General features: G+C 65.6%; 24 protein-coding genes. 8 read left to right on the top strand and 16 right to left on the bottom strand.

All coding sequences use genetic code 11. From position 1 onward, the window contains the following. Positions 1–16: 16 nt before the first annotated feature. Complete coding sequence (locus SE92_RS29870; protein ID WP_063201588.1) at positions 17–811, top strand: IclR family transcriptional regulator; 795 nt, start codon at positions 17–19, stop codon at positions 809–811. A 6-nt stretch (positions 812–817) separates the two neighbouring features. Here SE92_RS29870 and SE92_RS29865 read toward each other — a convergent pair whose 3' ends face one another. Genes SE92_RS29865 through SE92_RS29850 form a run of 4 tightly spaced genes read right to left on the bottom strand, consistent with a single transcriptional unit; the run spans position 818 to position 5,323 of the window. Then, positions 818–1,597 (bottom strand): SDR family NAD(P)-dependent oxidoreductase, encoded by a 780-nt coding sequence (locus SE92_RS29865; RefSeq protein ID WP_063201585.1) that lies wholly within the window; start codon positions 1,595–1,597, stop codon positions 818–820. Positions 1,598–1,638: 41 nt separating this feature from the next. Next, positions 1,639–2,382 carry an aspartate/glutamate racemase family protein gene (locus SE92_RS29860; protein WP_063201583.1) on the bottom strand — a complete coding sequence of 248 codons (744 nt, stop codon included), beginning with the start codon at positions 2,380–2,382 and terminating at the stop codon, positions 1,639–1,641. Positions 2,383–2,391: 9 nt separating this feature from the next. Beyond that, complete coding sequence (locus tag SE92_RS29855; protein ID WP_063201580.1) at positions 2,392–3,657, bottom strand: NAD(P)/FAD-dependent oxidoreductase; 1,266 nt, start codon at positions 3,655–3,657, stop codon at positions 2,392–2,394. Between the two features lie 4 nt (positions 3,658–3,661). Next, the gene (locus SE92_RS29850) at positions 3,662–5,323 is read right to left on the bottom strand and encodes a thiamine pyrophosphate-binding protein (protein WP_063201577.1); all 1,662 of its coding nucleotides are present in this window, start codon (positions 5,321–5,323) and stop codon (positions 3,662–3,664) included. Positions 5,324–6,306: 983 nt separating this feature from the next. Here SE92_RS29850 and SE92_RS29845 point away from each other — a divergent pair. Then, on the top strand, positions 6,307–6,996 hold the full coding sequence (locus SE92_RS29845; RefSeq protein ID WP_063203842.1) for an aspartate/glutamate racemase family protein: 690 nt from the start codon (positions 6,307–6,309) through the stop codon (positions 6,994–6,996). A gap of 577 nt (positions 6,997–7,573) precedes the next feature. Here the strand turns inward: SE92_RS29845 and uxuA are convergent. From uxuA to SE92_RS29815, 6 genes are all read right to left on the bottom strand, one after another. Further along, the gene (gene uxuA, locus SE92_RS29840; protein WP_084251907.1) at positions 7,574–8,764 is read right to left on the bottom strand and encodes a mannonate dehydratase; all 1,191 of its coding nucleotides are present in this window, start codon (positions 8,762–8,764) and stop codon (positions 7,574–7,576) included. A 13-nt stretch (positions 8,765–8,777) separates the two neighbouring features. After that, the gene (locus tag SE92_RS29835) at positions 8,778–9,827 is read right to left on the bottom strand and encodes an L-idonate 5-dehydrogenase (RefSeq protein ID WP_063201574.1); all 1,050 of its coding nucleotides are present in this window, start codon (positions 9,825–9,827) and stop codon (positions 8,778–8,780) included. Then, positions 9,824–11,230 (bottom strand): TRAP transporter large permease, encoded by a 1,407-nt coding sequence (locus SE92_RS29830; protein WP_063201571.1) that lies wholly within the window; start codon positions 11,228–11,230, stop codon positions 9,824–9,826. The genes SE92_RS29835 and SE92_RS29830 overlap by 4 nt, the downstream gene beginning before the upstream one ends. Positions 11,231–11,234: 4 nt before the next feature. Beyond that, positions 11,235–11,813 carry a TRAP transporter small permease gene (locus tag SE92_RS29825; protein ID WP_063201568.1) on the bottom strand — a complete coding sequence of 193 codons (579 nt, stop codon included), beginning with the start codon at positions 11,811–11,813 and terminating at the stop codon, positions 11,235–11,237. A gap of 115 nt (positions 11,814–11,928) precedes the next feature. Next, positions 11,929–12,906 carry a sialic acid TRAP transporter substrate-binding protein SiaP gene (locus SE92_RS29820; protein ID WP_063203840.1) on the bottom strand — a complete coding sequence of 326 codons (978 nt, stop codon included), beginning with the start codon at positions 12,904–12,906 and terminating at the stop codon, positions 11,929–11,931. Positions 12,907–12,979: 73 nt separating this feature from the next. Then, positions 12,980–13,786, bottom strand: coding sequence for a FadR/GntR family transcriptional regulator (locus SE92_RS29815; RefSeq protein WP_063203839.1), 807 nt, complete (start codon positions 13,784–13,786; stop codon positions 12,980–12,982). A gap of 143 nt (positions 13,787–13,929) precedes the next feature. On the opposite strand from SE92_RS29815, the gene SE92_RS29810 reads away from it, so the two are divergent. After that, on the top strand, positions 13,930–15,432 hold the full coding sequence (locus tag SE92_RS29810; RefSeq protein WP_063201565.1) for a mannitol dehydrogenase family protein: 1,503 nt from the start codon (positions 13,930–13,932) through the stop codon (positions 15,430–15,432). A 97-nt stretch (positions 15,433–15,529) separates the two neighbouring features. Next, positions 15,530–15,937 carry a nuclear transport factor 2 family protein gene (locus SE92_RS29805; RefSeq protein ID WP_063201562.1) on the top strand — a complete coding sequence of 136 codons (408 nt, stop codon included), beginning with the start codon at positions 15,530–15,532 and terminating at the stop codon, positions 15,935–15,937. Between the two features lie 57 nt (positions 15,938–15,994). Here the strand turns inward: SE92_RS29805 and SE92_RS29800 are convergent, their stop codons facing one another. Then, complete coding sequence (locus SE92_RS29800) at positions 15,995–16,708, bottom strand: HAD family hydrolase (protein WP_063201559.1); 714 nt, start codon at positions 16,706–16,708, stop codon at positions 15,995–15,997. Positions 16,709–16,853: 145 nt separating this feature from the next. Between SE92_RS29800 and SE92_RS29795 the strand changes: the two genes are divergently transcribed. Both SE92_RS29795 and SE92_RS29790 read left to right on the top strand, forming a co-directional pair. Next, positions 16,854–17,702, top strand: a complete 849-nt coding sequence (locus SE92_RS29795) for an SDR family oxidoreductase (protein ID WP_063201556.1) — start codon at positions 16,854–16,856, stop codon at positions 17,700–17,702. 126 nt (positions 17,703–17,828) lie between these two features. Continuing rightward, positions 17,829–19,097: a serine hydrolase domain-containing protein gene (locus tag SE92_RS29790; protein WP_063201553.1), complete on the top strand. Its 1,269-nt coding sequence runs from the start codon at positions 17,829–17,831 to the stop codon at positions 19,095–19,097. Between the two features lie 58 nt (positions 19,098–19,155). Here SE92_RS29790 and SE92_RS29785 read toward each other — a convergent pair whose 3' ends face one another. Beyond that, a complete protein-coding gene (locus tag SE92_RS29785; protein WP_063203838.1) occupies positions 19,156–20,043 on the bottom strand; it encodes a dienelactone hydrolase family protein in 888 nt (295 codons plus the stop codon). A gap of 584 nt (positions 20,044–20,627) precedes the next feature. Here SE92_RS29785 and SE92_RS29780 point away from each other — a divergent pair. Then, positions 20,628–21,206, top strand: coding sequence for a MarR family winged helix-turn-helix transcriptional regulator (locus SE92_RS29780; protein WP_063201551.1), 579 nt, complete (start codon positions 20,628–20,630; stop codon positions 21,204–21,206). A gap of 14 nt (positions 21,207–21,220) precedes the next feature. On the opposite strand, the gene SE92_RS29775 is transcribed toward SE92_RS29780, so the two are convergent. Continuing rightward, positions 21,221–22,177: a hypothetical protein gene (locus tag SE92_RS29775; protein WP_063201549.1), complete on the bottom strand. Its 957-nt coding sequence runs from the start codon at positions 22,175–22,177 to the stop codon at positions 21,221–21,223. 818 nt (positions 22,178–22,995) lie between these two features. Between SE92_RS29775 and SE92_RS29770 the strand changes: the two genes are divergently transcribed. Continuing rightward, entirely contained in the window at positions 22,996–23,766 is a 771-nt protein-coding gene (locus SE92_RS29770; RefSeq protein ID WP_063201546.1) for a response regulator transcription factor, read from the top strand. Positions 23,767–24,074: 308 nt separating this feature from the next. Here SE92_RS29770 and SE92_RS29765 read toward each other — a convergent pair whose 3' ends face one another. The 3 genes from SE92_RS29765 to SE92_RS37265 form a co-directional block, all read right to left on the bottom strand. After that, entirely contained in the window at positions 24,075–24,533 is a 459-nt protein-coding gene (locus tag SE92_RS29765) for a hypothetical protein (protein WP_063201543.1), read from the bottom strand. Beyond that, positions 24,530–25,039 (bottom strand): flagellar biosynthesis protein FlgN, encoded by a 510-nt coding sequence (locus SE92_RS29760; protein WP_157095739.1) that lies wholly within the window; start codon positions 25,037–25,039, stop codon positions 24,530–24,532. Before SE92_RS29760 ends, SE92_RS29765 begins: the two co-directional genes overlap by 4 nt. 43 nt (positions 25,040–25,082) lie before the next feature. Next, positions 25,083–25,217 (bottom strand): rod-binding protein (locus SE92_RS37265; RefSeq protein ID WP_198172823.1); only part of this gene is annotated, 135 nt, incomplete at its 5' end.

Here is a 25,217-nt window from a genome sequence, read left to right as displayed (position 1 = left end):
AGCGCATCGGAGGCGCATGAAAAGGGAAAGCCGCGGCATCCAGTCGATCGAGGTCGGCGGAGAATTGCTCCGGGCGCTTGCCCGCAGCGGCGAGCCGATGATGCTGCGCGATCTCGCCCGCGAGGCCGGCATGACGCCGGCCAAGGCGCATCCTTATCTCGCCAGCTTCTCGCGCATCGGCCTGATCGAGCAGGACGAGACCACCGGTCGCTACGAGATCGGCGCGCTGGCGCTGGAGCTCGGCCTGATCAGCCTGCGCCGGCTTTCCGGCGTGCGCATCGCAAGGCCCAAGATCGCCGCGCTGGCGAGCCAGATCGGCCACGCGGTCTCGCTCGCGGTGTGGGGCACGCACGGCCCGACCGTGGTCCAGCTCGAAGAACCCGCCCAGCCTGTTCACATCGTCATGCGCGCCGGCTCGGTGATGGCGCTGCTGGAGACCGCCACCGGCCGCGCCTTCGCGGCCTTCCTGCCGGAGAAGACGATCAACGCCGCGCTCGAGAGCGGCCTCGACCGTCACGGCGTCGGCTACAATCCCAAGCGCGCGGTGAAGGGCGCCAAGGTCGCGGAGATGCTGACCGAGGTGCGCAAGCACGGCCTCGCCCGCGCGCTCGGCGATCCCCTGCCCGGCGTCAACGCGTTCTCGGCCCCCGTGTTCGACCATTCCGGTCATGTCGCGCTGGTCATCACCGCGATGGGGCCGGAAGGCACCTTCGATGCGCGCTGGGACAGCCCGATCGCGCATGCGCTGCGCGACTGCGCCGGCGGGATTTCGAAGCGGCTGGGTTACGGGATCACCGCTGCCGCGGAGTGAGCGCCTCTACTTCTCCTTCACCGGCACCGTGTAGTTCAGGATCAATCGCCCGCCGTCCGGATAGATTGTCTGTCCCGTGATGTAGGACGCATCGTCACTCGCGAGGAACGCGACGACAGAGGCCACCTCACTCGGCTCGCCGCCGCGCCCCGCAGGCGTGCGGGACATCACCGTCCTGCGGGCGTCTTCCGACGTGTAGATCGACGACGCCACCATGTCGGTCAGGATCGTGCCCGGCCCGACCGCGACGACGCGGATGTTGTGCGGGGCGAGCGCGACGGCGGCGACCGAGGTGAGCTGCTTCATGCCGCCCTTGGACATCGCGTAGGTCGCCAGCGCCGGGATCGCCAGCAGCGCGTTGACCGAGGACATGTTGATGATGACCCCGCCACCGCCTTGCGCGATCATCTGCCTGGCCGCGGCCTGGACGCCGAAGAACGCGCCCTTCAAATTGATGCCGATGATCTCGTCGAATTCCTCTTCAGTGATCTCCAGAATGTCGCGATTGCGGGCGACACCGGCATTGTTCACCATGATATCGAGCCGGCCGAATTCCTTCGCGGCGGTGGCGACGAGCTGATCCACGTCTGCGCGCCTGGCAACATTGCCGACGACGGTGCGCAAGGCATCAGGATGTCCGAGCTCGGCCGCCGTCGCGGCGAGGCCATCGGCATCGACGTCCGAGATCACGACCTTGACGCCGTCGTCCAAAAATCTCTTCGCGCAGGCCTTGCCGATGCCGCGCGCTGCGCCGGTGATGGCGGCGACCTTGCCGGATAATTTCATGGCTTCACTCCAGGACTAGTGACGATCTCTCTCGGACGCGTTCACGCAAAGACGCGCGGGCGCAGCCCGGCATGAAACCAGGTGATCATGGAATAGATGTCGTAGACCGGCAACCCGACCTCGGCCTGAAGCGCCGCCGCATAGGGCGGCATGTTGGTGCATTCGAGCACGATGGCGCCGACATCGGGGTTTTCTGCGACGAGCTGCTTGCCGGCCTCGACCACGTCACGCTCGGCCTGCGCGATATCCATGTCGTCCTTCTCGGCCTTGATCAGGACGCGGAAGAACTCCTTGCCATTCTCGGTGCCGACCAGCGGCGTATCGAGCGGCACACCGGCGCCTTCGAGATGGGCCGGCGTCAGGGTCGAGCCCGACACCGTGACGAGACCGACGCGCTTGCCCGGCGGCAGGGTCGCCTGCACCCACGGCACCTGCATCAGCGACGAGGTCGCGACGGGAACGCCGACCGCGGCCGCGATCTCCTTCTGGAACAGCGAGAGGAAGCCGCAATTGGTGGTGATGGCCTCGGCCCCGAGCCGCACCAGATCCCTGGCCGCGTCGATGAAATCAGGCAGCAGGCCGGCCGCGCCCTTCAGCACCACCTTCTCCGGCGAGGCCCCGCTCACCACGCGATAGAGCACGGGGAATGGCCAGGTCGTGCCGTTGCCCATGTCGCCGGGAATGCGGGGAAAGCGCGCCTCCAGCATCAGGATGCCGAGCGACGCACCATAGATGGCCTTGCCGCCGCGGGCGATGCGGGAGGATGAAGGGGCTGAATGGGTCATGCTGCGACCTCAGAGGAAGCGTTCGGGTGCAAATGGCACGAGGGGAATCTCAGGCGGCTTGCCGCTCAGCAACTGCGCGACGAGTCGGCCGGTGCGGGCCGAGCCGACCAGGCCGATATGGCCGTGGCCGAAGGCATAGATAACGTCGCGCGAGGCGCGGGCGTAACCGATGCAGGGACGTCCATCCGGCATGCTCGGCCGATGGCCGAACCACGTCTTGATGCGCGAGGCCGGAATATCCTTCGGCAGCTTTGGGAACATGCTGAAGAGGTGATCCCGCAGGATCTCCGCCCGCTTCCAGTTCGGTGCGGCCTCGAGGCCGGCGATCTCGACGGTGCCGGCGGCGCGCAGGCCCTTGTTGGTCCAGTTCACCACCATCTTGGCGTCCGACGCCATCATCGAGCTGCGCGGCCCCGATTCCGGATTCTCGATCATGACGTGATAGCCGCGTTCGGTCTCGAGCGGCAGGGAATCGCCGATCGAGGCCGTCAGCTGCTTCGATCGCGCGCCGGCGGCAACCACCGCGGCATCGCAGGCGATCTCGCCGGTCTCGGTGACGACCGCCACAAGCTTGTCGCCGCTCAGCTTCAGCCCGGTCGCCTTGGCTCGCACGTGCTTGGCTCCGCCAGCGATGGCATGGTTGGCGAGCGCCGCGACATAAGCGCCGGGATCGCGGCAGCGGCCGGCCTCTTCCACCACCACGCCAAAGGTGTAGCGCGGATGCAGGTCGGGCTCGCGCTGGCGCATCTCGTCGGCAGAAAGCTCCAGCCATTCGACGCCGACCTTCTTGCGCAGGCGCCAGCCGAGATCGTTGTCGAAATTGCCGCGCGAGGGGAAGACATGCATCACGCCGTTACGCTCGACCAGTTCTGGCACCCCCGCCTCTTCCGCGAGCCTCCGGTGCAGCAGCGGCGCGTCCTTCAACAGGTCGCGCAGCGCAAACGCCGTCGTCTCGACCCGCGCCTCGGTCCAGCCCGAGAGCAAATACTTGACCAGCCACGGCAGCGCCTTCGGCAGATACGACCAGCGGATCGCAAGCGGACCGAGCGGGTCCATCAGATAGCCCGGCACCTTCTTCCAGATGCCCGGCTCGGCCGGCGGGATCACCGAATGCGACGACAGCCAGCCGGCATTGCCGTAGCTCGCCGCCTGCTCGCCGCCGGGCTCGCCGGGATCGATCAGCGTGACGCGGTGGCCCTCGCGCAGCGCCTCGATGGCGCTGATCACGCCGACCGCGCCGGCACCGATGATGGCGACGTGGCGGCCGGTCGCCATCGCTTTAAGCCTTCACCGCCGGCGTAAAGTCCTTGCCGACGGAGATCGCCCTGGGATCGATGATGCAGTGGAGGATCGACGGCTTGCCCGAGGCCAGCGCCCGCTCGAACGCCGGCGCGAACTCTTCCGTGCGCTCGACGCGCTCGCCATGGCCGCCGAACGCCTTCGCATACATCGCAAAGTCCGGATTCTTCAGCTGGGTGCCGACGACGCGGCCGGGATAGTCGCGCTCCTGGTGCATGCGGATGGTGCCGTATTGCGCATTGTCGACGACGATGACGACGAGCGGCGCGTCGTATTGCACGGCGGTCGCGAACTCCTGGCCGTTCATCAGGAAGCAGCCGTCGCCGGCAAAGGCGACGACTGTCCGATCCGGATATTGCCGCTTCGCGAGCACCGCCGCGGGCACGCCATAGCCCATCGACCCCGAGGTCGGCGCCAGCTGCGCCGCAAAGCTGTGGAAGCGGTGATGGCGGTGAATCCAGCCGGCATAATTGCCGGCGCCGTTGCAGACGATGGCGTCCTTCGGCAGGCGGTCGCGCAACCAGGTCATGACCTGGCCGTATTGGAACGTGCCCGGCAGCTCGCGCGGCTTCTCGGTCCAGGCGATGTAATCGGCATGCGCCTTGGCGGCCTCACCCTTCCAGGCCACCGCGCCCGAGGGCTTCAGCGTCTCGACAGCGGCGGCGAAGGCGGCGGGCGTGGCCTGGATCGCCAGATCGGGCTGATAGACGCGGCCAAGCTCTTCCGAGCCCGGATGGACATGGACCAGCTTTTGCTTCGGGTTGGGGATGTCGAACAGCGTGTAGGACGAGGACGGCATCTCCGACATGCGGCCGCCGACGAGGAGAATGACGTCGGCGTTGTCGATGCGCGCCTTCAGGCCCGGGCTCGGCCCGATGCCGAGATCGCCGGCATAATGCGAATGATCGGCATCGATCAGCGAGGCCCGGCGGAACGAGGTCGCGACCGGCAGGTCGAAGCGCTCGGCAAAGCGCGCGATGCTCTTGGTAGCTTCATCGGTCCAGCGCGAGCCGCCGAGGACGACCAGCGGTGCCTTGGCGCCCGCGAGCATGGCGCCAAGCTTTTCGAGATCCGCGGGCGCGGGCCAGCTCACGGCCGGCTCGATGCGCATGGCGTCGGCAACGGCCGCGGTCTCGGTCAGCATGTTCTCCGGCAGCGCGATGACGACAGGACCGGGGCGGCCCTGCATGGCGACGCGGAAGGCGCGCGCCACCAGCTCCGGAATGCGGTCGGGACGATCGATCTCGACCGCCCATTTCGCCATGGAGCCGAACACCGCCTTGTAGTCGAGCTCCTGGAACGCCTCGCGCTCCCGCATGCCGGTATCGACCTGGCCGACGAACAGGATCATCGGCGTCGAATCCTGCATCGCGATGTGGACGCCGTGGCTGGCATTGGTGGCGCCGGGGCCGCGGGTAACGAAGCACACGCCGGGCCGCCCGGTGAGCTTGCCATAGGCCTCCGCCATCATCGCCGCGCCGCCCTCGGCGCGGCAGATCATGACGTCGATCGGGCTGTCATGCAGCGCATCGAGCGCGGCGAGATAGCTCTCGCCCGGCACGCAGGTGACGCGCTCGACGCCTTGGGCGACGAGCTGATCGATCAGGATCTGGCCCCCGGTGCGGGTGTTGCGGATGGTCATGAAGGCTCCCTCAGGGCATTGGCGATGCGTCGCTATTCGCCGAACTGCGTAAGACACGCCGACAGAGCGCGCAAGCGCCAAAGGCGATCATCGCCTGCGCAGGCGTCATGCCGGTCCGTGCCCCCTGCACGACAGCCTGCTCGCAATGACGGAGTATGACGCAACAGCATCGCTCTTCCGCTCCATCTCGCTTGCAGACGCGCCTTCGCCTTCTCGCAGCGCCTTGCGCCCGAGTCTTGCGCTTCTCGTCACGCCCTCAATGAAAGGGCGCAGGGAAGGCCGGGCGCCGGCTGGCACCCGCTTGTCCGTCGTGCGATGAAAATGCACACGCAATGCACAACGGATGACAGGTGAAGCCGGAAACGTCCGGCCTTCCCTGCGCGATGTTTGACGGCGTATGGCGCGCTCTCCCGGGAGCCGACCTTTCCTTTGGCCTCCCTCGTCCTCGCGGATTGACGGTGCGCTTTGCCCGGTTGGGCTCCACGCACCTCCGCAAGGCTTGACTGTAGCAACGACAGCCAGGACCACGCGATTTGGCCGTACGCTTCAGCGCCGCTCGTCCGCACGCGGCCGGATCTCACGGGGGTCTCCCGCCCTGCTCCGCCTCTCGTGCACGACGCTGCCGCGTCCACCGCTCCCCGATCCGCGGTTCGAAACGACGTACGACCGCCCCTTTCGCCGGATCAGGATGGCCCACACATACGCCGAAACCGAATTTCGGTAAAGTGGAATATTTTTGCGCGAGGGAATTGACAGAGGCCGACACAGGCACGATGGCGTAGCCCGGATGGAGCGCCAGCGTAATCCGGGACGGTGGCAGATGCCGGGCGAGCCGCCCCGGATTGCGCTGCGCTCCATCCGGGCTACGCAGCCTCAATGGTGAAGCCAGACGGCGCACCGGCTTGCCGCAATCAAGCGGCGGACTTCCGAGCCTCGATATGTTCGTCTACGATCCGGCCGACCACATCGTCGAGGACACGGGAATGCAGACCATCGGGCTGATCGGGGGCATGAGCTGGGAGAGTACCGCGCTCTATTACAAGCTCATCAATGAGCGGGTGCGCGATCGCATGGGCAAGCTGCATTCGGCCCCGCTGCTGCTGTATTCCTACGATTTCGAGACGATCAAGCAGATGCAGTACACCGGCCGCTGGGCGGAGGCTGCGGCCAGCCTGGCGGAGGTTGCGCGGCGGCTCGAAAGCGCCGGCGCGCGGGCGATCGTGCTGTGCACGAACACGATGCACAAGCTCGCGCCCGAGATCGTCTCCGGCGTGAGCATCCCCTTCATTCACATCGGCGATGCGACGGCGCAGCGGATCCGGGCGAAGGGATACCGCCGGGTCGGGCTGCTCGGCACCAAGTTCACGATGGAGGAGGATTTTTACATCGACCGGCTGCGCGCGCATGATCTCGACGTGCTGGTTCCTCCCACCGAGGCGCGCGCCGACGTGAACCGCATCATCTACGACGAGCTCTGCCTTGGGGTTGTCGCCGATCCTTCGCGTCACCGCTACCGGGAGGTGATGGCGGCGCTGGTGGCCGCCGGCGCGGACTGCATCATCCTCGGCTGTACCGAGATCACGATGCTGGTGGGGCCTGGGGATACGACGGTCGAGACGTTCGACACCACGGCGATACACGCCGAGACGGCGGCGGATTTCGCGATCGGGTGAGCTGATCTTCGCGGCTGAGGACAAAGGCCAGCGGGAACGACGCCCCGTGGCCCGCGCGAGCAAAGCGACATGCGCGATCTGTTGTCCCGGATATCGCTTCGCTCATCCGCCGGATTGCGTTAGGGCAATCGCATATGGTGTGCCGGATGCAGCGGCATTGGCAGTCCGCCCCCTCTCCCGCTTGCGGGCAGGGCTATCGCATATGACGGCACGATGTGGCGGCAACGGCAGTGAGCTCCCTCCCCCGCCTGGCGGGGGAGGGTTGGGGTGAGGGCTGTTTCCGCAATGGGACTATGGAAAATTGCGGAGGAAATCCCCAAGAGGTGAGAGCCCTCACCCGCCGCGCTCTTCGAGCGCGTCGGCCTCTCCCGCAAGCGGGAGAGGCGGAGCAAGCCCGCGGTCCTCGTGAAATCCATATGCGATAGCCCTGCGCTTGCGGACAAGGGCCGGGGTGGGGGCTGTCTCCGCGTTGGGATTGTTGAGAATTGCGGAGAATGTCCCCGGGTGGAGAGAACCCTCACCCGCCGCGCTCTGCGAGCGCGTCGGCCTCTCCCGCAAGCGGGAGAGGCGAAGACCCTCACCGATGCTCGATCGCCCGGATCGCGCCGCGCAGCTCGGCGAGGCCGCGGAGGCGGCCGATGGCGGTGTAGCCGGGGTTGGTGCGCTTGGTGGCGGCGAGATCATCGAGCATGCGGTGGCCGTGGTCGGGCCGGAACACGATCTGCTTGTCCGGGGCGCGCCGCGCATTCTCCTTCAGCAGCGCCTTGAGCACCGCGACCATGTCGACGTCGCCGTCGAGATGATCGGACTCGTGGAACGACAATCCGTCCGCCTCGCGCTTGGTCGCGCGCAGATGGGCAAAGGCGATGCGAGGGCCGAAGCGCTCGGCCATTTCAGGGAGATTGTTCTCCGCGCGCACGCCGAGCGAGCCCGTGCACAGGCAGATGCCGTTCGCCTTCGACGGCACGGCGTCGAACAGAGCCTGATAGTCGTCGGCGGAGGAGGCAATGCGCGGCAGGCCGAACAGCGGACGCGGCGGATCGTCAGGATGCAAGGTCAGGGACACCCCGAGCTGCTCGGCCACCGGCGTGACGCGCGCCAGGAATTCGGCTAGATGCTGCCGCAGGATCTTTGGCGTGATGTCGCGATAGGTCTCCAGCCGGTCGCGGAACTGCGGAATCGTCATCGGCTCCGTGGTCGAGCCGGGCAGCGCGCTGGCAATGACCATCACGAGATAGTCGATGTCGGCCTTGCTCATCTTCTCGAACAGCGCTTTCGCGCGCGCCTGCTGCTCGGGTGAGTATTCCTGAGTAGCCGCCGGACGCTTCAGAATATGCAGCTCGAACGCGGCAAAGCGGTCCTGGTCGAAGCGCATGGCGCGGGCGCCGTTCGGCAGCTCCCATTCGAGATCGGTGCGGCACCAATCGACCACCGGCATGAAGTTGTAACAGATGATCCTGATGCCGGAGGCCGCGACGGCTTCGAGGCTCGCGATCCAGGCGTCGATGGACTTGGTCGCCTTGCCGCCGAGACGCTTGACGTCGTCGGGAATCGGAATCGATTCCACCACCGACCAGGTCAGTTGCGAGCGGCCGGGCTGGCCGTTCTCGATGAAATTCTTGCGCTCCTCGACCGCTTTGCGCGTCCAGGCCTCGCCGATCGGCACCTGATGCAGCGCCGAGACGATGTCGCTCGCCCCGGCCTGCCTGACGTCATCGAGCGAGACCGGATCATCGGGCCCGTACCAGCGCCAACCTTCGAGCATCATGGGATCTCTCCACTCAATTCGCGGTCAGCACGACCTTGACGCTCTGCGAGCGGTCGAGCGCCAGCCGCAGCGCATCCGGCGCGGTCGACAGCGGACGCTCGGCGGTGACCAGCGACAGCACGTCGACGCTGCCATTGGAGATCAGTTCCACGGCGGTCATGAACTCGAAGCCAAAGCGGAACGAGCCGCGCAAATCGATCTCCTTCGCCATCACCGCATTCGACGGCGTCGGGATCTGGCCGCCCGGCAGATTGCCGATCTGCACCACCACGCCGCCACGCCTGACGATGCCGATGGCACTGGCGAGGCCCGCGGCCGTGCCTGAGACCTCGAACGCGACGTCGTAGGGGCGTGACGCCGCCTGCGCCTTCAGGCCTTCCTCACCGCCCGAGACGTTCTCGACATGTGAAGCGCCGAGCCTGGTCGCAAAGGCGAGCGGTGCCGGGGCGATATCGGCGACGGTCACGTCGGCCATGCCGGCGCGATGCGCGGCGAGCATGGTCAGCAGCCCGATCGGGCCGGCACCGAAGATGATGCCGCGCTTGCCCTCGATATTACCGGCGCGCGCGACGGCGTGCAGGCAGACCGAGAGCGGCTCGGCCAGGGCTGCGGCCTGATAGGACACGTGGTCGGGAATCTTGATGCATTGCGCCGGGATCGCGTCGAAATAATTGGCAAAGCCGCCCTGCATGTGCGGCGTCTTCGAGGCCGAGCCCATGAAGTAGATGTTCTCACAGAGGTTCGGCCGGCCCTCGCGACAGGCGACGCAATGGCCGCACCAGCGCGACGGATTGACGGCGACGCGGTCGCCGACTTTCAGATTGGCAGCAGAGCCCGCTATCTCCACCACCTCGCCCGAGATCTCGTGGCCAAGCACCAGCGGCGACTTCACCACGAAATCGCCGGTCCGGGCATGGCGGAAATAGTGCATGTCCGAGCCGCAGATGCCGCCGGCGCCGAAGCGGATGCGCACCATGCCGTCGGCGAGCTTGTCGAGCGGATGCTCGACCATGCGCAGATCTTCGGGGCCGAACAGGGTTGCGGCGAGAGCGGTCGAGGTCATTTGGAGAGTCCCATGTATTTTGGCAGCCAGAGGGTCAGTTCGGGAATGTAGGTGATCGCGATCAGCGCGAGCATCAGCGGCACCAGCCAGGGCAGGATCGCCACCGTCGTGCGCTCGACCGAGAGTTTTGCGACGCGGGCGAGCACGAACAGCACCATGCCGAGCGGCGGATGCAGCAGTCCGATCATCAGGTTCAGCGTCATGATCAGGCCGAAATGAATGGGATCGATGCCGAGCTTGAGCACGATCGGCAGCAGGATCGGCACCAGGATGGTGATCGCCGCCGTGGTGTCGATGAAGCAGCCGACGAACAGAATCAGCACGTTGGCGAGCGCCAGGAACACCCATTTGTTATGGGTGATGCTGAGCATCCAGTCCGACAGCATCTGGGCGGCCTGCGACACCGTCAGCAGCCAGGCGAAGATCGAGGCGGCGGTGACGATGAACAGCACCGAGGCCGTGGTCTCGATAGTGTCGAACGTCGCCTTGGCGACCGTCTTGAACGTCATGGTGCGGTAGCGCACGAGGCCGAGGAACAGCGACCAGATCACGGCGGCGACGGCCGCTTCCGTCGGCGTGAACCAGCCGAGCGTCATGCCGCCGATCAGGATCACCGGCGCCATCAGCGCCATCACCGCCGAGAAGTCGAAGTACCAGTCGATGATCAGCAGCGTGCCGAGCCCGATCACGACGGCGACGTTGACCGACATGCCGGCCATCACCATCAGCCAGATCGCCATCGGGAAAGACAGCACGATGGCGATCTCGAGCCCTGCCGAGCCGAGCTGCGGCCAGGAGAACGGGGTGTCGCTGCCCCATTTGTTCTTGTGCGCGAAATAGGTGACGGTCGCCATCATGAACAACGTCAGCACCACGCCCGGAATGACGCCGCCGAGGAACAGCGCGCCGATCGAGACGTTCGCCATCATGCCGTAGATCACGAAGGGCAGCGACGGCGGGATGATGGGGCCGAGCGTCGCGGAAGCCGCGGTGACGCCGACCGAGAACTCGGTGGAATAGCCGTGGTCCTTCATCGCCTTGATCTCGATGGTGCCGAGACCGGCGGCGTCCGCGATCGCGGTGCCGGACATGCCGGAGAAGATCACCGAGCCGATGATGTTGACGTGGCCGAGGCCGCCGCGCATCCACCCGACGAGAGCCACCGCGAACTTGTAGATGCGGCCGGTGACGCCGGCGATGTTCATGAGGTTGCCGGCCAGGATGAAGAACGGCACGGCGAGCAAAGGAAAGCTCTCGACGCCGGCGATCATCCGCTGCGCCAGCGTGACGTCGGGCGTCACGCCGCTGACCAGGATGTAGAGCAGCGACGACGCGGCCATGGCAATCGCCACGGGAACGCCGAGCAGCATCAGGACGAGGAAACCTCCGAGCAACAGCAGCATGGTCTTATCCTTCCGATCCGTCGTAGGCCCCGGGACGTTCGAGGACCGAGTAGCCCTGCCGCCAGTTCTGGATGGCCACCTGCACGGAGCGTGCGAACATCAGCACGAAGCCGAGCAGCACGGCGTAATAGACGTAGTTCTTGGGAAAGTTGATCGTGGTCATCTGCTCGTCGCCGATGATCTGGATGTAGACCCAGACCAGCTTGGTGGCGTAGCCGAAGAAGACGATGCGGATCAGGTCGATCAGCGTCGACAGCGCGCGCCCCACGGGTTGCGGCAGATAGCGGTAGACGAGGTCGACCTGGATGTGCCGCGACAGCCGCACGCACATCGAGGCGCCGATGAACACCACGCCGATCAGGCAATAGGTCGCGATCTCCTCGGTCCAGGCGTAGCTGTCGTTGAGCACGTAGCGGGTGAAGAACTGCAGGAAGACGGCGAGCGCCATCACCCAGAAGATCGCGAGCGCCACCCAGTCCTCGAACGCATAGACGCCGAGATCGACCTTCGGCGTCGCCTCTTCCTCGAACGTATGGGCGATCTCGTCCGCGGTGATCTGCCGGTGGATTTCGGCGGTGGACATGGGGCTGCTCCTCAAAACTCTCGATCGTCGTTCCGGGGCGACGCGTCAGCGTCGAACCCGGAACCTCGAGGTTCCGGGTTCTCGCTTCGCGAGCCCCGGAACGACGGCGCGTCAGTTATTTCACCGCCTGGATCTTTTCCCAGTCGGCCTTGCGATAGCCGAAGGTCTCGAACGCAACGTTCTTCAGCACGGTGTCGCGGAACTCGTTCTTGTCGACCTCGGTCACGGTCAGGCCCTTGTCCTTGAAGAAGGCGACCAGCTTGGCCTCGTTCTGCTTGATCTCGCCGGTCGCCTTGGCGGCCGCCTCCTGGGCGACGTCGGTGAAGATCTTCTTGTCCTCGTCAGAGAGCTTCTTCCAGAGCGCGCCGGCGATCACGGTGTTGAGGTGGTCGACGATGTGGCCGGTCAGCACAATGTGCTTCTGTACCTCGTAGAACTTCTTGGCCTCGATCGTGGTCAGCGGGTTCTCCTGCGCCTCGACGGTGCCGTTCTGGAGCGCGAGATAGACTTCGGCGAAGGCGATCGGCGCGGTGTTGGCGCCGCAGGCGCGCGGCATGGCGAGATAGGCCGGCACGTCGGGCACGCGCATCTTCAGGCCCTTCATGTCGGCGCAGGTCTTGATCGGCTTGTTCGACGAGGTCTGGCGCACGCCGTAATAGGTCACCGCGACGATGTGGTGGCCGCTCTTGTCCTCATAGCCCTTGGCGAGCTCCTTGAAGATGTCGCTCTTGGTGTAGGCGAGCAGATGATCGGCATCGCGGAAGGTGTAGGGATAATAGGTCACGCCGATCGGCGGGAAGCTCTTGGCCGCGAAGCTCGAGCCGGAGATGATGATGTCGACCGAGCCGAGCGACAGGCCCTGGTTGATGTCGGCTTCCTTGCCGAGCTGCGAGGCCGGATAGACGTCAATCTGATAGCGCCCATTGGTGCGCTTGCCGATCTCCTGCGCGGCCCACACCGAGGCGGTATGGAACGGCTCCGAGGTCTCGTAGACATGGGCCCATTTGAGCTTGGTCTGCGCCATGCTGGCCTGGGTGGCGGCCAACAGCGCGGCGGCGGACATCGCAGCGGCAATCGTCATCTTCTTCAACATCGACTTTTCCTCCATCGTTCAAGTCTGCTTCTTGTTCGCCCGCCCCGGCACGGATGCGGGCCGTACAATCTCATCAGCGCCGCGTGCTGCCGGTCTTGCCACGCTTCTTTTTCGGCTGAGGTCTCGTTGACTTCGCCGCAGCGCGTCCCGCGCGGCTCTGCCCGGATGCCGCCGCTGCCGCGCTCTCGGCGCCAAAGTTCTGCGCAAAGCGCTCCTGCGACCGCGCCAGATGATCGCGCATCGCCTTGCGCGCGGCGTCGGGATCATGCGCCGCTATGGCGTCGCGCACGGCGCGATGCTCGTCGAGCGCGGTGCGCCAGGTGCCCGGGCTTTCGAAATAGTGCGCAAGCTTGGCAAAGTAGGGATTGAGGCGCTGGTCGAACAGCTCGCCGACCACGCGCACCAGGACGGCATTGCCGAGACTGCCGGCGATCGCGACGTGGAACGCGCGATCGTGCACCATCGAGGCTTCGCCGGGATGCTCGACGTTTTCCATCGCGAGCAACGAGGCGTCGATGCGGGCGATGTCGTCCTTGGTCGCGACCCGCGCGGCCTGTTCGGCGATCGCGCTTTCGAGGAATTCGCGGGCGCGCAGCAGCTCGAACGGGCCCTCGATGACGGAGGCCTGTACGGGCGCAGCAGTCGCGGCGGGCTCGATCACATAGATGCCGGAGCCGACCCGGATGCGCAGGCGCCCTTCGACCTCGAGCGCGATCAGGGCTTCACGCACCGTCGGTCGCGAAATCTTCAGCTGCTCGGCGAGCTCGCGCTCGGTCGGCAAGCGGCTGCCGACCGCGTACTCGCCGCTGTCGATCAGGCTTCGCAATTGATCGGCGACCTGGCGATAAAGCCGTCTCGCCTCCACAGCTTCCAGCGGCACGCTGGTCCTCCCGAAAGGGTCGCGCGGAGCCTTTTGCGGCTCGCGGCCCACCAATTTTGGAAAATTGGTCTTACCAATTGACCGGAGCATTGACCTGATACGGGCGCCATGTCAAGCAGCGGCAAAGCAAAGGGGAGACGTCCATGCGCCCAGATTCAGCGCGTCTTGGTTCAGCGCGTCTTGGCAGGGCCAATCTCGACCGGTTGCCGCCGGCCGTTCGCCGCCCGGCCTATGACCGCTCGCGCGTGACACCCGGCATCGTGCATCTTGGTCTCGGCGCGTTTCATCGCGCACACCAGGCCGTCGTCATCGACGATTGCCTTGCCGCCGGCGAGGCAGGCTGGGGCATCATCGGCGCGAGCCTGCGCAGTCCGGATACGCGCGAGGCCCTCGCCCCGCAGGACCACCTCTACACCCTCGCCGTCCGTTCGGCCGAAGGCACCGAGCACCGCGTCATCGGCGCGCTGCTCGACAGCGTCGTCGCGCGCGAGAATCCGGCAGCCCTGGTCGAGCGGATGAGCGATCCGGCGACCCGCATCGTGTCGCTGACGGTCACCGAGAAGGGCTATTGCCACACGCCGCAGACCGGCGATCTCGACGAGCGGCATCCTGATATCGTGCATGATCTCAACACCCACCCTGAGACGCCGCGCTCGGCGCCCGGCTTCATCGTGGCGGCGCTGGCGCGCCGGCGCGCACGGGGACTTCCGCCCTTCACCGTGCTGTGCTGCGACAATCTCGCGGCCAACGGCCACACCGTGCAGCGCATCGTGACGCAATTTGCAGCCCTCCGTTCGAAGGATCTCTGCAAATGGATCGCGGACAATGTCGCGTTCCCCTCGACCATGGTCGATCGCATCGTGCCGGAGACGACGGATGCCGACCGCGAGGCGGTCGCGAATGCGCTCGGGCTGCGCGACGCCTGGCCGGTGATGACCGAGCCTTTCACGCAATGGGTGGTCGAGGACCGCTTCCCGGCGGGCCGGCCGGATCTTGCCGCCGCCGGTGTCGAGCTCGTCGCCGACGTCAAGCCGTTCGAGCTGATGAAGCTGCGGCTGCTCAACGCCAGCCATTCGGCGCTGGCCTATCTCGGCTATCTCGCGGGCTACGAGACCATCGCCGACACCATGCGGGATCTGCATTTCGCGCGGCTCGCCGCGCAGGTGATGGAGGACGCCGCGGTGACGCTGACCATGCCATCGGGTGCGGATCTCGCCGCCTATCGCGCCTCGCTGCTGAAGCGCTTTGCCAATCCGGCGCTGCGTCACCGCACCTGGCAGATCGCGATGGACGGCTCGCAGAAGCTGCCGCAGCGCCTGCTCGGCGCGATGCAGGATCGCCTCGGCAAAAACCTGCCGATCGCCACACATGCGCTCGCGGTGGCCGGCTGGATGCGCTACGTCACCGCAACAGACGAGCACGGCCGCGCCATCGACGTGCGCGATCCCCTCGCCGGCGAGTTCGCCGCGCTGGCGCGCGAGGCGGGACCTGTCGCCGAACGGCTCGCGCCGGCGCTGCTTGGGGTCGGACGCGTGTTCGGGCCGCTGGGTGCGGATCCCCGCCTGCGCGAGGCCGTGACCGCGGCGCTCGGCAGCCTCTACAGGGACGGCGCGCGGCAGGCGGTGCAGACCCACGTCTCGGCCTGACTATTGAGCGGGCAATGCTGCACTGCGGTCCAATCGGACGCAGGGTCGAACGGAAGTCGCGCTTGATTTTTGCCTGTCCTTGCCCCACCCGGGAGGCATGGCAAAGGACAGCAAGATCATCGCCGCCAACGCGGCCTTCTACGCCGCGTTTTCGACCGGCGATTTCGACGGCATGGAACGAATGTGGGCGGACGACGACGCCATTTCCTGCATCCATCCCGGCTGGCCGGCCATCATCGGGCGGGCCACCGTGATCGGAAGCTGGCGCGACATCCTGCAGAACCCGGAGCGGCCCCAGATCGTCTGCGCCGAGCCGCAGGCGATCATCGACGGCGACAGCGCCCGCGTGCTCTGCATCGAGATCGTCGACGGCACTGCCTTGGCCGCGGCCAACCATTTCCGCCGCGTCGGCGACGACTGGCGCCTGGTGCATCACCAGTCGAGCCCGATCGCGCAGATTGTCGAGCAGGCTGAGGACGATAGAGCGAGCCATCGCGTCCACTGACCGGCGCGAACGCGCCGCCGTGATCTACTGTGCATGGGGTTGTTTTTCAGTTTTTGTTCAGGCGGCCAGTTCCGACAGATCGCCAAGCACGTACCGCGCCGCGGAAAAATCCTCGTCCGCGAAGAACATGCTCCGGGTGATCAGGACCGGAATGCCGGCGCGAGAGGCCGAGATCAGCCCATTGGCGGAATCCTCGATGGCAACGCAGTCGGCCGCGCTCAGCTTCAGCCGCGCCAGCGTTTCGAGATAGACATCCGGCGCGGGCTTCTTGTGCCTCACGTCGTCACCTGCGACGATCGCGTCGAACGCCGCAGCCCAGTTCGTCCCCAGCGCCTGCGACAGCAGCGCCTCGATGTTGCCGTGCGAGGTCGTGGTCGCGATCGCAAGCCGCTGGCCGCGTGCCTTCGCTGCGGCGAGCAGCTCGAGCACGCCCGGTCTGAGCGGACAGCGGCCGGTTTCGACCAGCTCGGCGTAATGCGCGGTCTTGATGCGGTGGAGCGCGGCGATGTCCGCATCCGACAACGGCGGGGCGATCCCGAGCCCGGCATGGTAGGTGCGCATGCGCTCCTTGCCGCCGGTGACCCGCAACAGATCCTTGTACACCACGCGATCCCACTGCCAGTCGAGACCGTGGCGGGCGAAGGCATGGTTGAAGGCCCGACGATGCAGTTCCTCGGTCTCGGCCAGGGTGCCGTCGACGTCGAAGATCAGCGCGGCCGCGCGCCGGATCAGCGCATCCGCCGGTGCGAAAGCGAGCGCTTCTGCCTGCATGATCGTTCCTCCCTGTGACGGGCGAACATCGCCCGAGGCGGGAGGCGAGACAAATCGCAATATCTTTTGCCGGACCCAAAAATCTCTTATGAGCGAAGGGCGCGCAGCTCGCGCGCATGGGAACTTCGACCCGCACGGGAGACACATGCGGCTCTTCATCCTCGGCCTCGGCTATAGTGCGGGACATTTCGCCCGCATACACGGCGGCAGCTTTTCGCATATCGCCGGCAGCGTGCGCGATCCCGCGCCCCGGACCGACCTTGCCGGCATCGAGCTGCACGCCTTCGCCGGCAGCCGCCCATCGCAAGAGACGATCGAGCGGGTTCGCGGCGCCGACGTGCTTCTGGTGTCGATCCCGCCCGGCGGTGCCGGCGATCCCGCCATCGCGGCGTTCGGCGAGGTGCTGGCGACCGGCCGCCGCAAAATCGTCTATCTCTCCACCATCGGCGTCTACGGCGATCATGGCGGCGGCTGGATCGACGAAAACACCCCGCCGCAGTCGACGCTCGAGCGCGCCCGCCTGCGGGTTGCCGCCGAGCAGGCCTGGATCGACGTGGCGCGCGGCGATGCCGCGGTGCTGCGGCTTGCCGGCATCTACGGCCCCGGCCGCAATGCACTGGCGACGCTGCGGGCGGGCACGGCCCGGCGCATCATCAAGCCCGGCCAGGTCTTCAACCGCATCCATGTCGACGATATCGCGAGCGCGATCATGGCCGCCATTCACCACGGAAGCGGCGGCGTCTGGAACGTCTGCGACGACGAGCCCACGCCGCCCCAGGACGTGATCGCCTATGCGGCTGAGCTGATGGGCGTTGTCCCGCCGCCCGAGGAGCCGTTCGCCACCGCCGAGATGTCGGCGATGGCCCGCAGCTTCTATGCCAGCAGCGCCCGTGTCTCCAATGCGAAGCTGAAGCACGAGCTTGGTATCACGCTTGTCCACCCGACCTATCGGCACGGCCTCGATGCGCTGTGGCGCTCCGGCGAAGGACGCTAGGGTTCCGGCATCCCCGGCGCGTCCCAGACATGCCTTGCTCCCGCTTGACTTCGCGTCAGTGCGGACGTGAGCTAGGCACCGCGCGGGCCCCTCACACAACGAGCCCGCGCGCCCTGGGAGGACGCAATGAACAAGACGATCGCTGTGATCGCGACGGCGGCTGCCGTCATCTCACTCGCTGCCGCACGCGCCGCACCGCTGCCCGAAGCCAAGCCCGATGATGCCGGCTTCTCCGGTCAGGGCCTTGCACGCCTCGACAGCTTCTTCGCACGCGAGATCGCCGCCAAGCGCGTGCCCGGCGCAGTCGTCGCCGTCGCGCGCGACGGCAAGCTGGTGCACTACAAGGCTTACGGCATGCTCGATCCCGGCAAGGGCACGCCGATGCCGGTCGATGCGATCTTCGCGCTGGCCTCGATGACCAAGCCGATGGCGGCGGTCGCGGGCCTGACGCTGATGGAGAAAGGCCAGCTGCCGCTTCAGGCCAAGCTGTCCGACTACTATCCCGGCTTCGCCGACATGAAGGTCGGCGTGCCCCAGAGCGACGGCTCGCTCAAGCTCGAGCCACAGGCTTCGCCGATCTTCATCCACGATCTCTACCGGCACACTTCCGGATTGATGTATGGCGGCCGCCCGGACTCGTCGAGCCCGGTGGCGCGGCAATACCCAGACGGCGTCGCGCCGGCGATCGAAGGCGACACCCAGGCGTTCATCGACCGCATCACCAAGCTGCCGCTGGCGCACCAGCCCTCGACGGAGTTCGAGTACGGCTTTTCGATCGACGTGCTCGGCGCCGTCATCGAGAAAGTGAGCGAGCAGAAGCTCGGCGATTATCTCGCCGCCAATGTCTGGCAGCCGCTCGGCATGAAGGATGCAACCTTCCATCCCACCGATGCGCAGCGCCCTCGCCTCGCCCGTCCCTTTGCCAACGATCCGCTGACCGGCAAGCCGCAAACCATCAAGCTCCTGGACACGCCGACCAAGTTCGATTGCGGTGGCGCCTGCTCGTTCGCAACGATCGGCGACTACATCCGCTTCGGCCAGATGCTGCTCAACGGCGGCGAGCTCGACGGTCAGCGCATCCTTTCGCCCAAGACCGTGCACCACATGACGACCAACCATCTCGGCCCCGAGATCAAGAACAACGTCGCCAATGTCGAGCCGCATCGCGCCGGCTTCGGCTTTGGCCTTTCGGTCGCGGTCCGCACCAGTGAGGGGCTGTCGTCGGTCCCTGGCAATCCCGGGGAGTTCACCTGGAACGGCGCCTATGGGACCCAGTTCTTCTGCGACCCGAAAGAACGCCTCGTCGTCGTGGTGGGAACGGCCGCGCCGGGCGAGCTCAGGAAATACTATCGCGAGCAGGTTCAGGACATCGTCTACGGTGCGATGACGAAGTGAGACCTTTGCGATCTGATAGGGAAAGGGCGGCCACCCGGGCCGCCCCTGAAAGTCAGTATCAGCTCAATACGCCGTATTTCTTGAACCAGGCCTGTGCCTGTTTCCAGGCATCCTCCGCCGCGTCCTTGCGGTAGCTGCCGCGATAATCGGCGTGGAAGCCGTGCGGGGCTTCGGGATAGATCTTGAATTCGGCCGTCTTCTTGTTCTGCTCCAGCGCGGCCTTCATCTGCTCGACCTGGGCGACGGGAATGCCGGTGTCGGCACCGCCGTAGAGGCCGAGCACCGGCGCCTTCATCTCGGGCGCGAGCTGCATCGGGCTCTTCGGCCACAGCGGATTGGCGGGATCGACCACGGTCCCGTAGAAGGCAACGCCGGCCTTGAGCGTGCCGCTGTGGGCGGCGTATTCCCAGACCGTGCGGCCGCCGCGGCAGAAGCCGACGATGCCGAGCCTGGCGGTGTCACCGCCCTGCGATCCCGCCCACGCCACCACCGCATCGAGGTCGGACAACAGCTCGGCATCGGGCTTGGCGTTGACGACCGGCAGCAGCTCCTTGATGTCGGTGATCTTGGTGAGATCGATGCCCTTGCGGAAATAATAGTCGGGCGCGATCGCGAAGGCGCCGAGCTTGGCGAAGCGCCGCGTCACGTCCTTGATGTATTCATGCAGGCCGAAAATCTCCATCGCCACGATGATCACCGGCGCTTTGGTGTTGCCGGCAGGGCGCGCGAAATAGGCGGGCATCTCTTCGGAGCCGACCTTGATCTTGGCCGCGCCGGCCTGGAGACCATTGGTGTCGGTCGTGATCACCTCGGCCCGCACGGGCCCGGCCGCAAGCGTGTAGCCGGCAGCGACCGCCGCGGTGGCGCTCATGAATCCACGGCGCGAGACCGGGGCAACTTTGGTCAATCCGACGACGTCGGACGTCATGGTGGTTTCGAAGCTCATCGAGAGGTCCCTTGCTGCTGCCATTCGTGCCCCCGAGGGCGACGCATTCGCCAATAGTTGCCGGGGAAACGCAAGTCACCAGCCTGCGAGCAAACGGCCTTGGACCGTGCGCCGGCTGTCCGGATCGATCGTGTGTCCGATTTAACCGCGTGGCTGCGCTGCGACGCAACATCCATTAACTCAGAATTGGGGTTCTTCCGCCGCACCTCGCGCGGCCAGACGTTGCAGCAGCTTGGCTCCGTGACGCAATTCGAACGGTCTACCCGCAACAAATGGGTACGATGGTGGCCGCAACGATACATCATGTTGCCCCCATGCTGCGCGGGATCGGAATCCGGCACGCGAGCCATCGTCATTTGATTGAAATTTTCGGATGACTCGAGCGGTGCGATTTACTCGAACTTTCTTTGTGACGCCCTAGTTCCACGTCCGGAAGTTCCATCTCCGGCAACGGAGAGCATCTTCCTCACGCGCGCAGTCCACCCGTTCGGCAACGGACGAAGGGCTGCGGGCTCCATTCCCATCCACCCGAATTGCGCACCCCAAGGCTCAATTGAATAAAGCTTTATACGACCGGAACTGAAATGAATTTGGCTCGCGAATCGATTGAACTGCTGGAGCAAGTCGCACGAATCCTGTGGTTCGAAGGTACCAAGCACGGATTGCGTGACCGCGAGTGGATGGCGCTGCGCTTCCTCTCCCGGGCCAACCGCTTTTCCCGAACGCCTTCGGCACTCGCCAGTTACGTCGGCACCACGCGCGGCACCGCCTCGTTCATCATCGGGGAGCTCGAGAGGCTCGGTTATATCGAGCGAAAACGCTCGGCCACCGACAAGCGCTCGGTGATGCTGAGCGTGACGCAGCAGGGCAAGAAGTTCCTGGTGCGCGATCCCGTCAACGTCCTGGTCGAGGCGATCGACGTCCTCGACGACGAGGTCAAGATGCGCTTCCGCGACACGTTCCGGCACGTGCTGGATCAGTCCGACGCAGCCGAGCAGCGGCACCATACCGACGTTTGCAAGCGATGCATCTTCCTCCGGGAAGAGCGCAGCTCGACCGACAACAAGGCGGCGGCCGAATTCAGCTGCCGCCTGTTCCGCTCGCCGATCGCGGAGGCCGAGGTCGATCTGCTATGCACCAGCTTCGAGCATCACCGCCAGTAGAAGGCGGCGTTCGATCACGGCGCCGCCTTGCGTGACGAATAGATGACGCCCCCGCTCGACTCCACCACCAGGCGCCCGTTCTCGCTCCTGATCTCTTCGATGCGGCCGAGGCCGGGCACCTGCTGTCCCAGCACGGCCTCGATGACGCCGTTCGGGCCCTGCAGGATGGCAATGCCTTCGTAGGCCTGGCGGACCGACCACCCCTTGATCACCTTGCGTGGCGCCGGCGCGCGCTCGGACGGAGACACCGAACCGGTGAACTCGGGCGCGGCGACCGAAGCCATCATCGACCCCTGTTGCGGCGAGGGCTGCGATTGCACCGTCGCCGGTGCCGGCACCGGAGCCGGCACCTGAGCCTGGGCAAGCTTGTCGAGCTTCACCGTCGAGGACGAGCTCACCCGCTCGATGCGGTCCAGATTCTCGGCGAACCTGCCGAAGCGGTCATTGGTCGCCTTGCTCGATTGATCGACCGCGGTGCGCAGGCCGTCGAGGTTCTCCGACACGCCCGACATCTGCTTGCGCAATTGCGCGACGGTCTCGCGCAGATTTCTGATCTCCGTATTGGCCGCGACGTTGCTCTGGGCGGGCTGCGTGGCGAGATAGGCGATCACGCCGGTGCAGGCGCACACCACGAGCATGGCCGCGACCGCCAATGTCGCGAGCGGCGCAACCCATGTCGGACGGGGCGGCGGGGGCTTGGCCACGATCACGGCCGGCTTGATCACGGTCGGCACGGGCTTGGGGATCGCCATCTTGTCGAGACGGGCCTTGGCGCGAATGCGTTTCAGCCCTTCGAGCGCTTCCTTCGCGAGCGCTTCGTCGCTCGCCGCGGCCGACACGCGCTTTGCGCCCGCAACCGGCTTGGTCGGCTGCGCCGCATTGTCCTTTGCATCGCGCGGCTCGGGAGCAGGCTTGGCCGTTGCGGAAACATCAGCGGTCGCGTTGGGACGAGCTTGTCCATCGGACAACATGTGAAAATGCTCCGTTCGGTTCGATCTATCGAACGGCGACGTTATGTGCCGAAGCTTGTCTGAAACGTGCGCATCGAAAGATTCGCATCACGCGCAAAGCGACGAGAGATGGCCCGAACGCGTCATGCACGTGGCGAGAGTGCGACTCGAAAGACACACACTCGCCAAGATTTCGCCAAGCTGGAGTCGCGCCGTTACACGTGAGTCGAATTGTCGCATGTGGAAACACGTGTAGGAGAGTCAATCCCGGGTTGAAAACCGCTCAATATGCGTCACCCCGAGCAGCACCCAAAACAGCTGTATTTGTACGGAGATGCGGAACCATACAACCACCGCGGTGCAGAACTAGTTTAGTTATCAAATCAACTGATGCGATTGAATATATCAAGAAACAACCCGAAACAAACCAACAGCATCAAGCACACGTAGCAATCGCTTTGTGGCGCACGCTTGATCGGGAATCGGCAATCGTTACGGTCCTAGTCAAGTGATTCTCGTCAGTTGGCGAGGAGATCGACACAGGTTAGTGGCGTTCGGACGCGATGAGCAACTTGGCGCAACTGGTCTAGGTCGTTTCTCAATCCGCTCCGCGAGGTGATCCGTAAGACACCCGCCGAGCCTCACGCAGTAAGCGTTCAGTATCGAGTCGAAGTAGCAGGCCTGCAGGACGCAGGCACTGAATGCGTAGGGCTGCCCGCGAATATCGAAACCATAACAACGGTTCGCGGGAAGGAATGTCGTCAAACAGCACGTTGCCGAGCCGGCGCATCACAATAACCAACCGGCCGCAACGAGTGCGAAACAGGGGCGAAAGACTGATGTATATTATCGTTGATGATCGCGAGAGCGTCGCGAACAGCTACGTCGGAGGGCTGGTTCGTGAAGGCGTGTCGTCGATCGGCTTCTCCTCGGGAGAATTCTGGGACTGGCTGCAATCCGCCAGCGAATCGGATCTGGCTGCGGTGGATGCCTTCCTCCTCGGGGATTGCGATGCCCGCGGAAGCCTGCCGCGGGCGATGCGCAAGCGCTCCTCGGCTCCCATCATCGCCGTGAGCGGCCAGAAGATGCTCAAGAACACGCTTGAGCTGTTCGAATCGGGGGTCGACGACGTCGTGCACGTGCCGATCCACCTCCGCGAGATCCTCGCCCGAACGGCCGCGATCGCGCGCCGCCGGGTGGGCGAGCTGCCAAGACCCTGCGAGACCAGGATCCAGGTCTTCTTCAACGGACGAGACCCCGAGATCGCGGGCCACGCCCTCACCTTGCCCCGCCGCGAATTGCGCATTCTCGAATATATGGTCAGCAACCACGGCAAGTGGATCACCAAGACGCAGATCTTCAACGCGGTCTACGGCATCTTCGAGTCCACTTTCGACGAGAGCGTGATCGAGAGTCACGTCAGCAAGCTGCGCAAGAAGCTCCGCGACCGCCTCGGCTTCGATGCGATCGTGGCCCGGCGCTACGTCGGATACCGCCTCAACATCCCGGCCGGCGAGACCATCGACGTGCCGATGCAGGAGCTCGACGAGGTCGGCATCCTCCTCAACAGGGCGCATGCCGTCCCGGCGGCCTACCCGGCCGGAAACTGACACGGCACACGCCTGCCGCTCAACCGGCAACGCCTCCGCGAAGCAGCTTCGCGGAGGCCGTTGCAGTTTTTGGGGGGTAGAGGCGGCAAGCAGCCGTCGAGCGCGCCCCTCGTCCTTCGAGACGACCGCGGAGCCTGTCATCGGGCCGCGCTTTGCGCGGACCCGGTGACGATCTCCTCAGGATGAGGCTCAGCAGCAGCGGTGTTCGTCGAAACTAGCGCCATACTCGCGCCATCCCGAGGCGCCCGCCTTTGGCGGGCGTCGCGAAGGATGGCCGCACGGAATACTCTCAATGGCGACGTCGCGCCCTACGGCTTCGACTGGAATTCTTCCTTGGAGACGTAGTTGAAGTCCTCGACCAGGACGTCCTGGACGACTTCGGCCTGCATCCGCTCGTTGACGCGCTGCTTGATGGCCGTCGTCAGGATGGAGAGGTCGTAACGGGCGAGCTTTCGGAAGTCGAGACGGTCGTCGGCATAGATCCTGCGGAAGGCCTCGTCGACGACGAACGGCTCCGGCGGAACGTTGAGCTGGTGCATGGTCCGCGCCTCCACGGTGTAGACGAAGCGCGCGACGATATAGCCCTGCACATTGCCGTTCTCGACCATGGGCACGCTCAGCGCCCGCGTCTTCTGGTATTGCAGCCCGTCGAGATATTCGTCCTTTGCCGGCAGCAGGCTGCCGTTTTCCTTCCAATAGGCCACGCCATAGCTCGTGCCCGCGGTGAGGATGCATACCCAGAGCCCGGCCAGCACCAGTCTGATCATTTTCCGTCCTGCGCTGCGCGACCGGTATAGGTGCCGTCCGACTCGGCCTCCTTGATCGCCTTGACGATGATGCCGGCGACCTCGCGCACCGCGTCGTAGTGCATTTCGAGGACCGAGCGATTGCGCTCGAGCTTTTCGCGCAGCCGCTGAATCTGCTCGGTGACCTCGACTTCGGCGCCGAGATGCATCCGCGCCCGCATCAGGCGGACGAATTCGAGCATGCTGCGGCTCTTGCGCGCGCTGAAATCGTCGAAATCGATCTTCTGCCCCGTCTGGAGCGCGACCGTCTCCTCCTCGACGATGCCTTCGAGCCGGCGGATCGCGGCCAGAAGGCCGCGCACATCGTCCGATCTCGCCGCATCCGCGCCGTCGGCCACGGCCTCGCTGCCCACGATCGGCAGCAGCACGGGCAGCAACGCATCGGCTGCCGCGTCCGTCGTCATCATCTCGGTGCCGGCGACCGGCTGTTCGATCACCATCGCCGCCGCGCTGTCTTGTACCTGCATAGGAAATTCACCCCTCAACGTCTGTCACCCATTCCTCGGATCGTCATCCGGCCTTGCCTGTGGTGTTCGGCGCCGCCGGATGCGCGGCGGCGAGCCGCTCGGCGATGCCGACGCCCTTGCCCTTTGCCAGCTGGTTGCCGAGCTGTTCCGCCAGCATCGACTTCCAGACGCCGCCGGC

It is taken from the genome of Bradyrhizobium sp. AT1 (assembly GCF_001590795.1).
Classification (GTDB): Bacteria; Pseudomonadota; Alphaproteobacteria; order Rhizobiales; family Xanthobacteraceae; genus Bradyrhizobium.
Note: the sequence above shows the minus strand (reverse complement) of the source record. Positions and strands in the feature narration are given on the sequence as shown.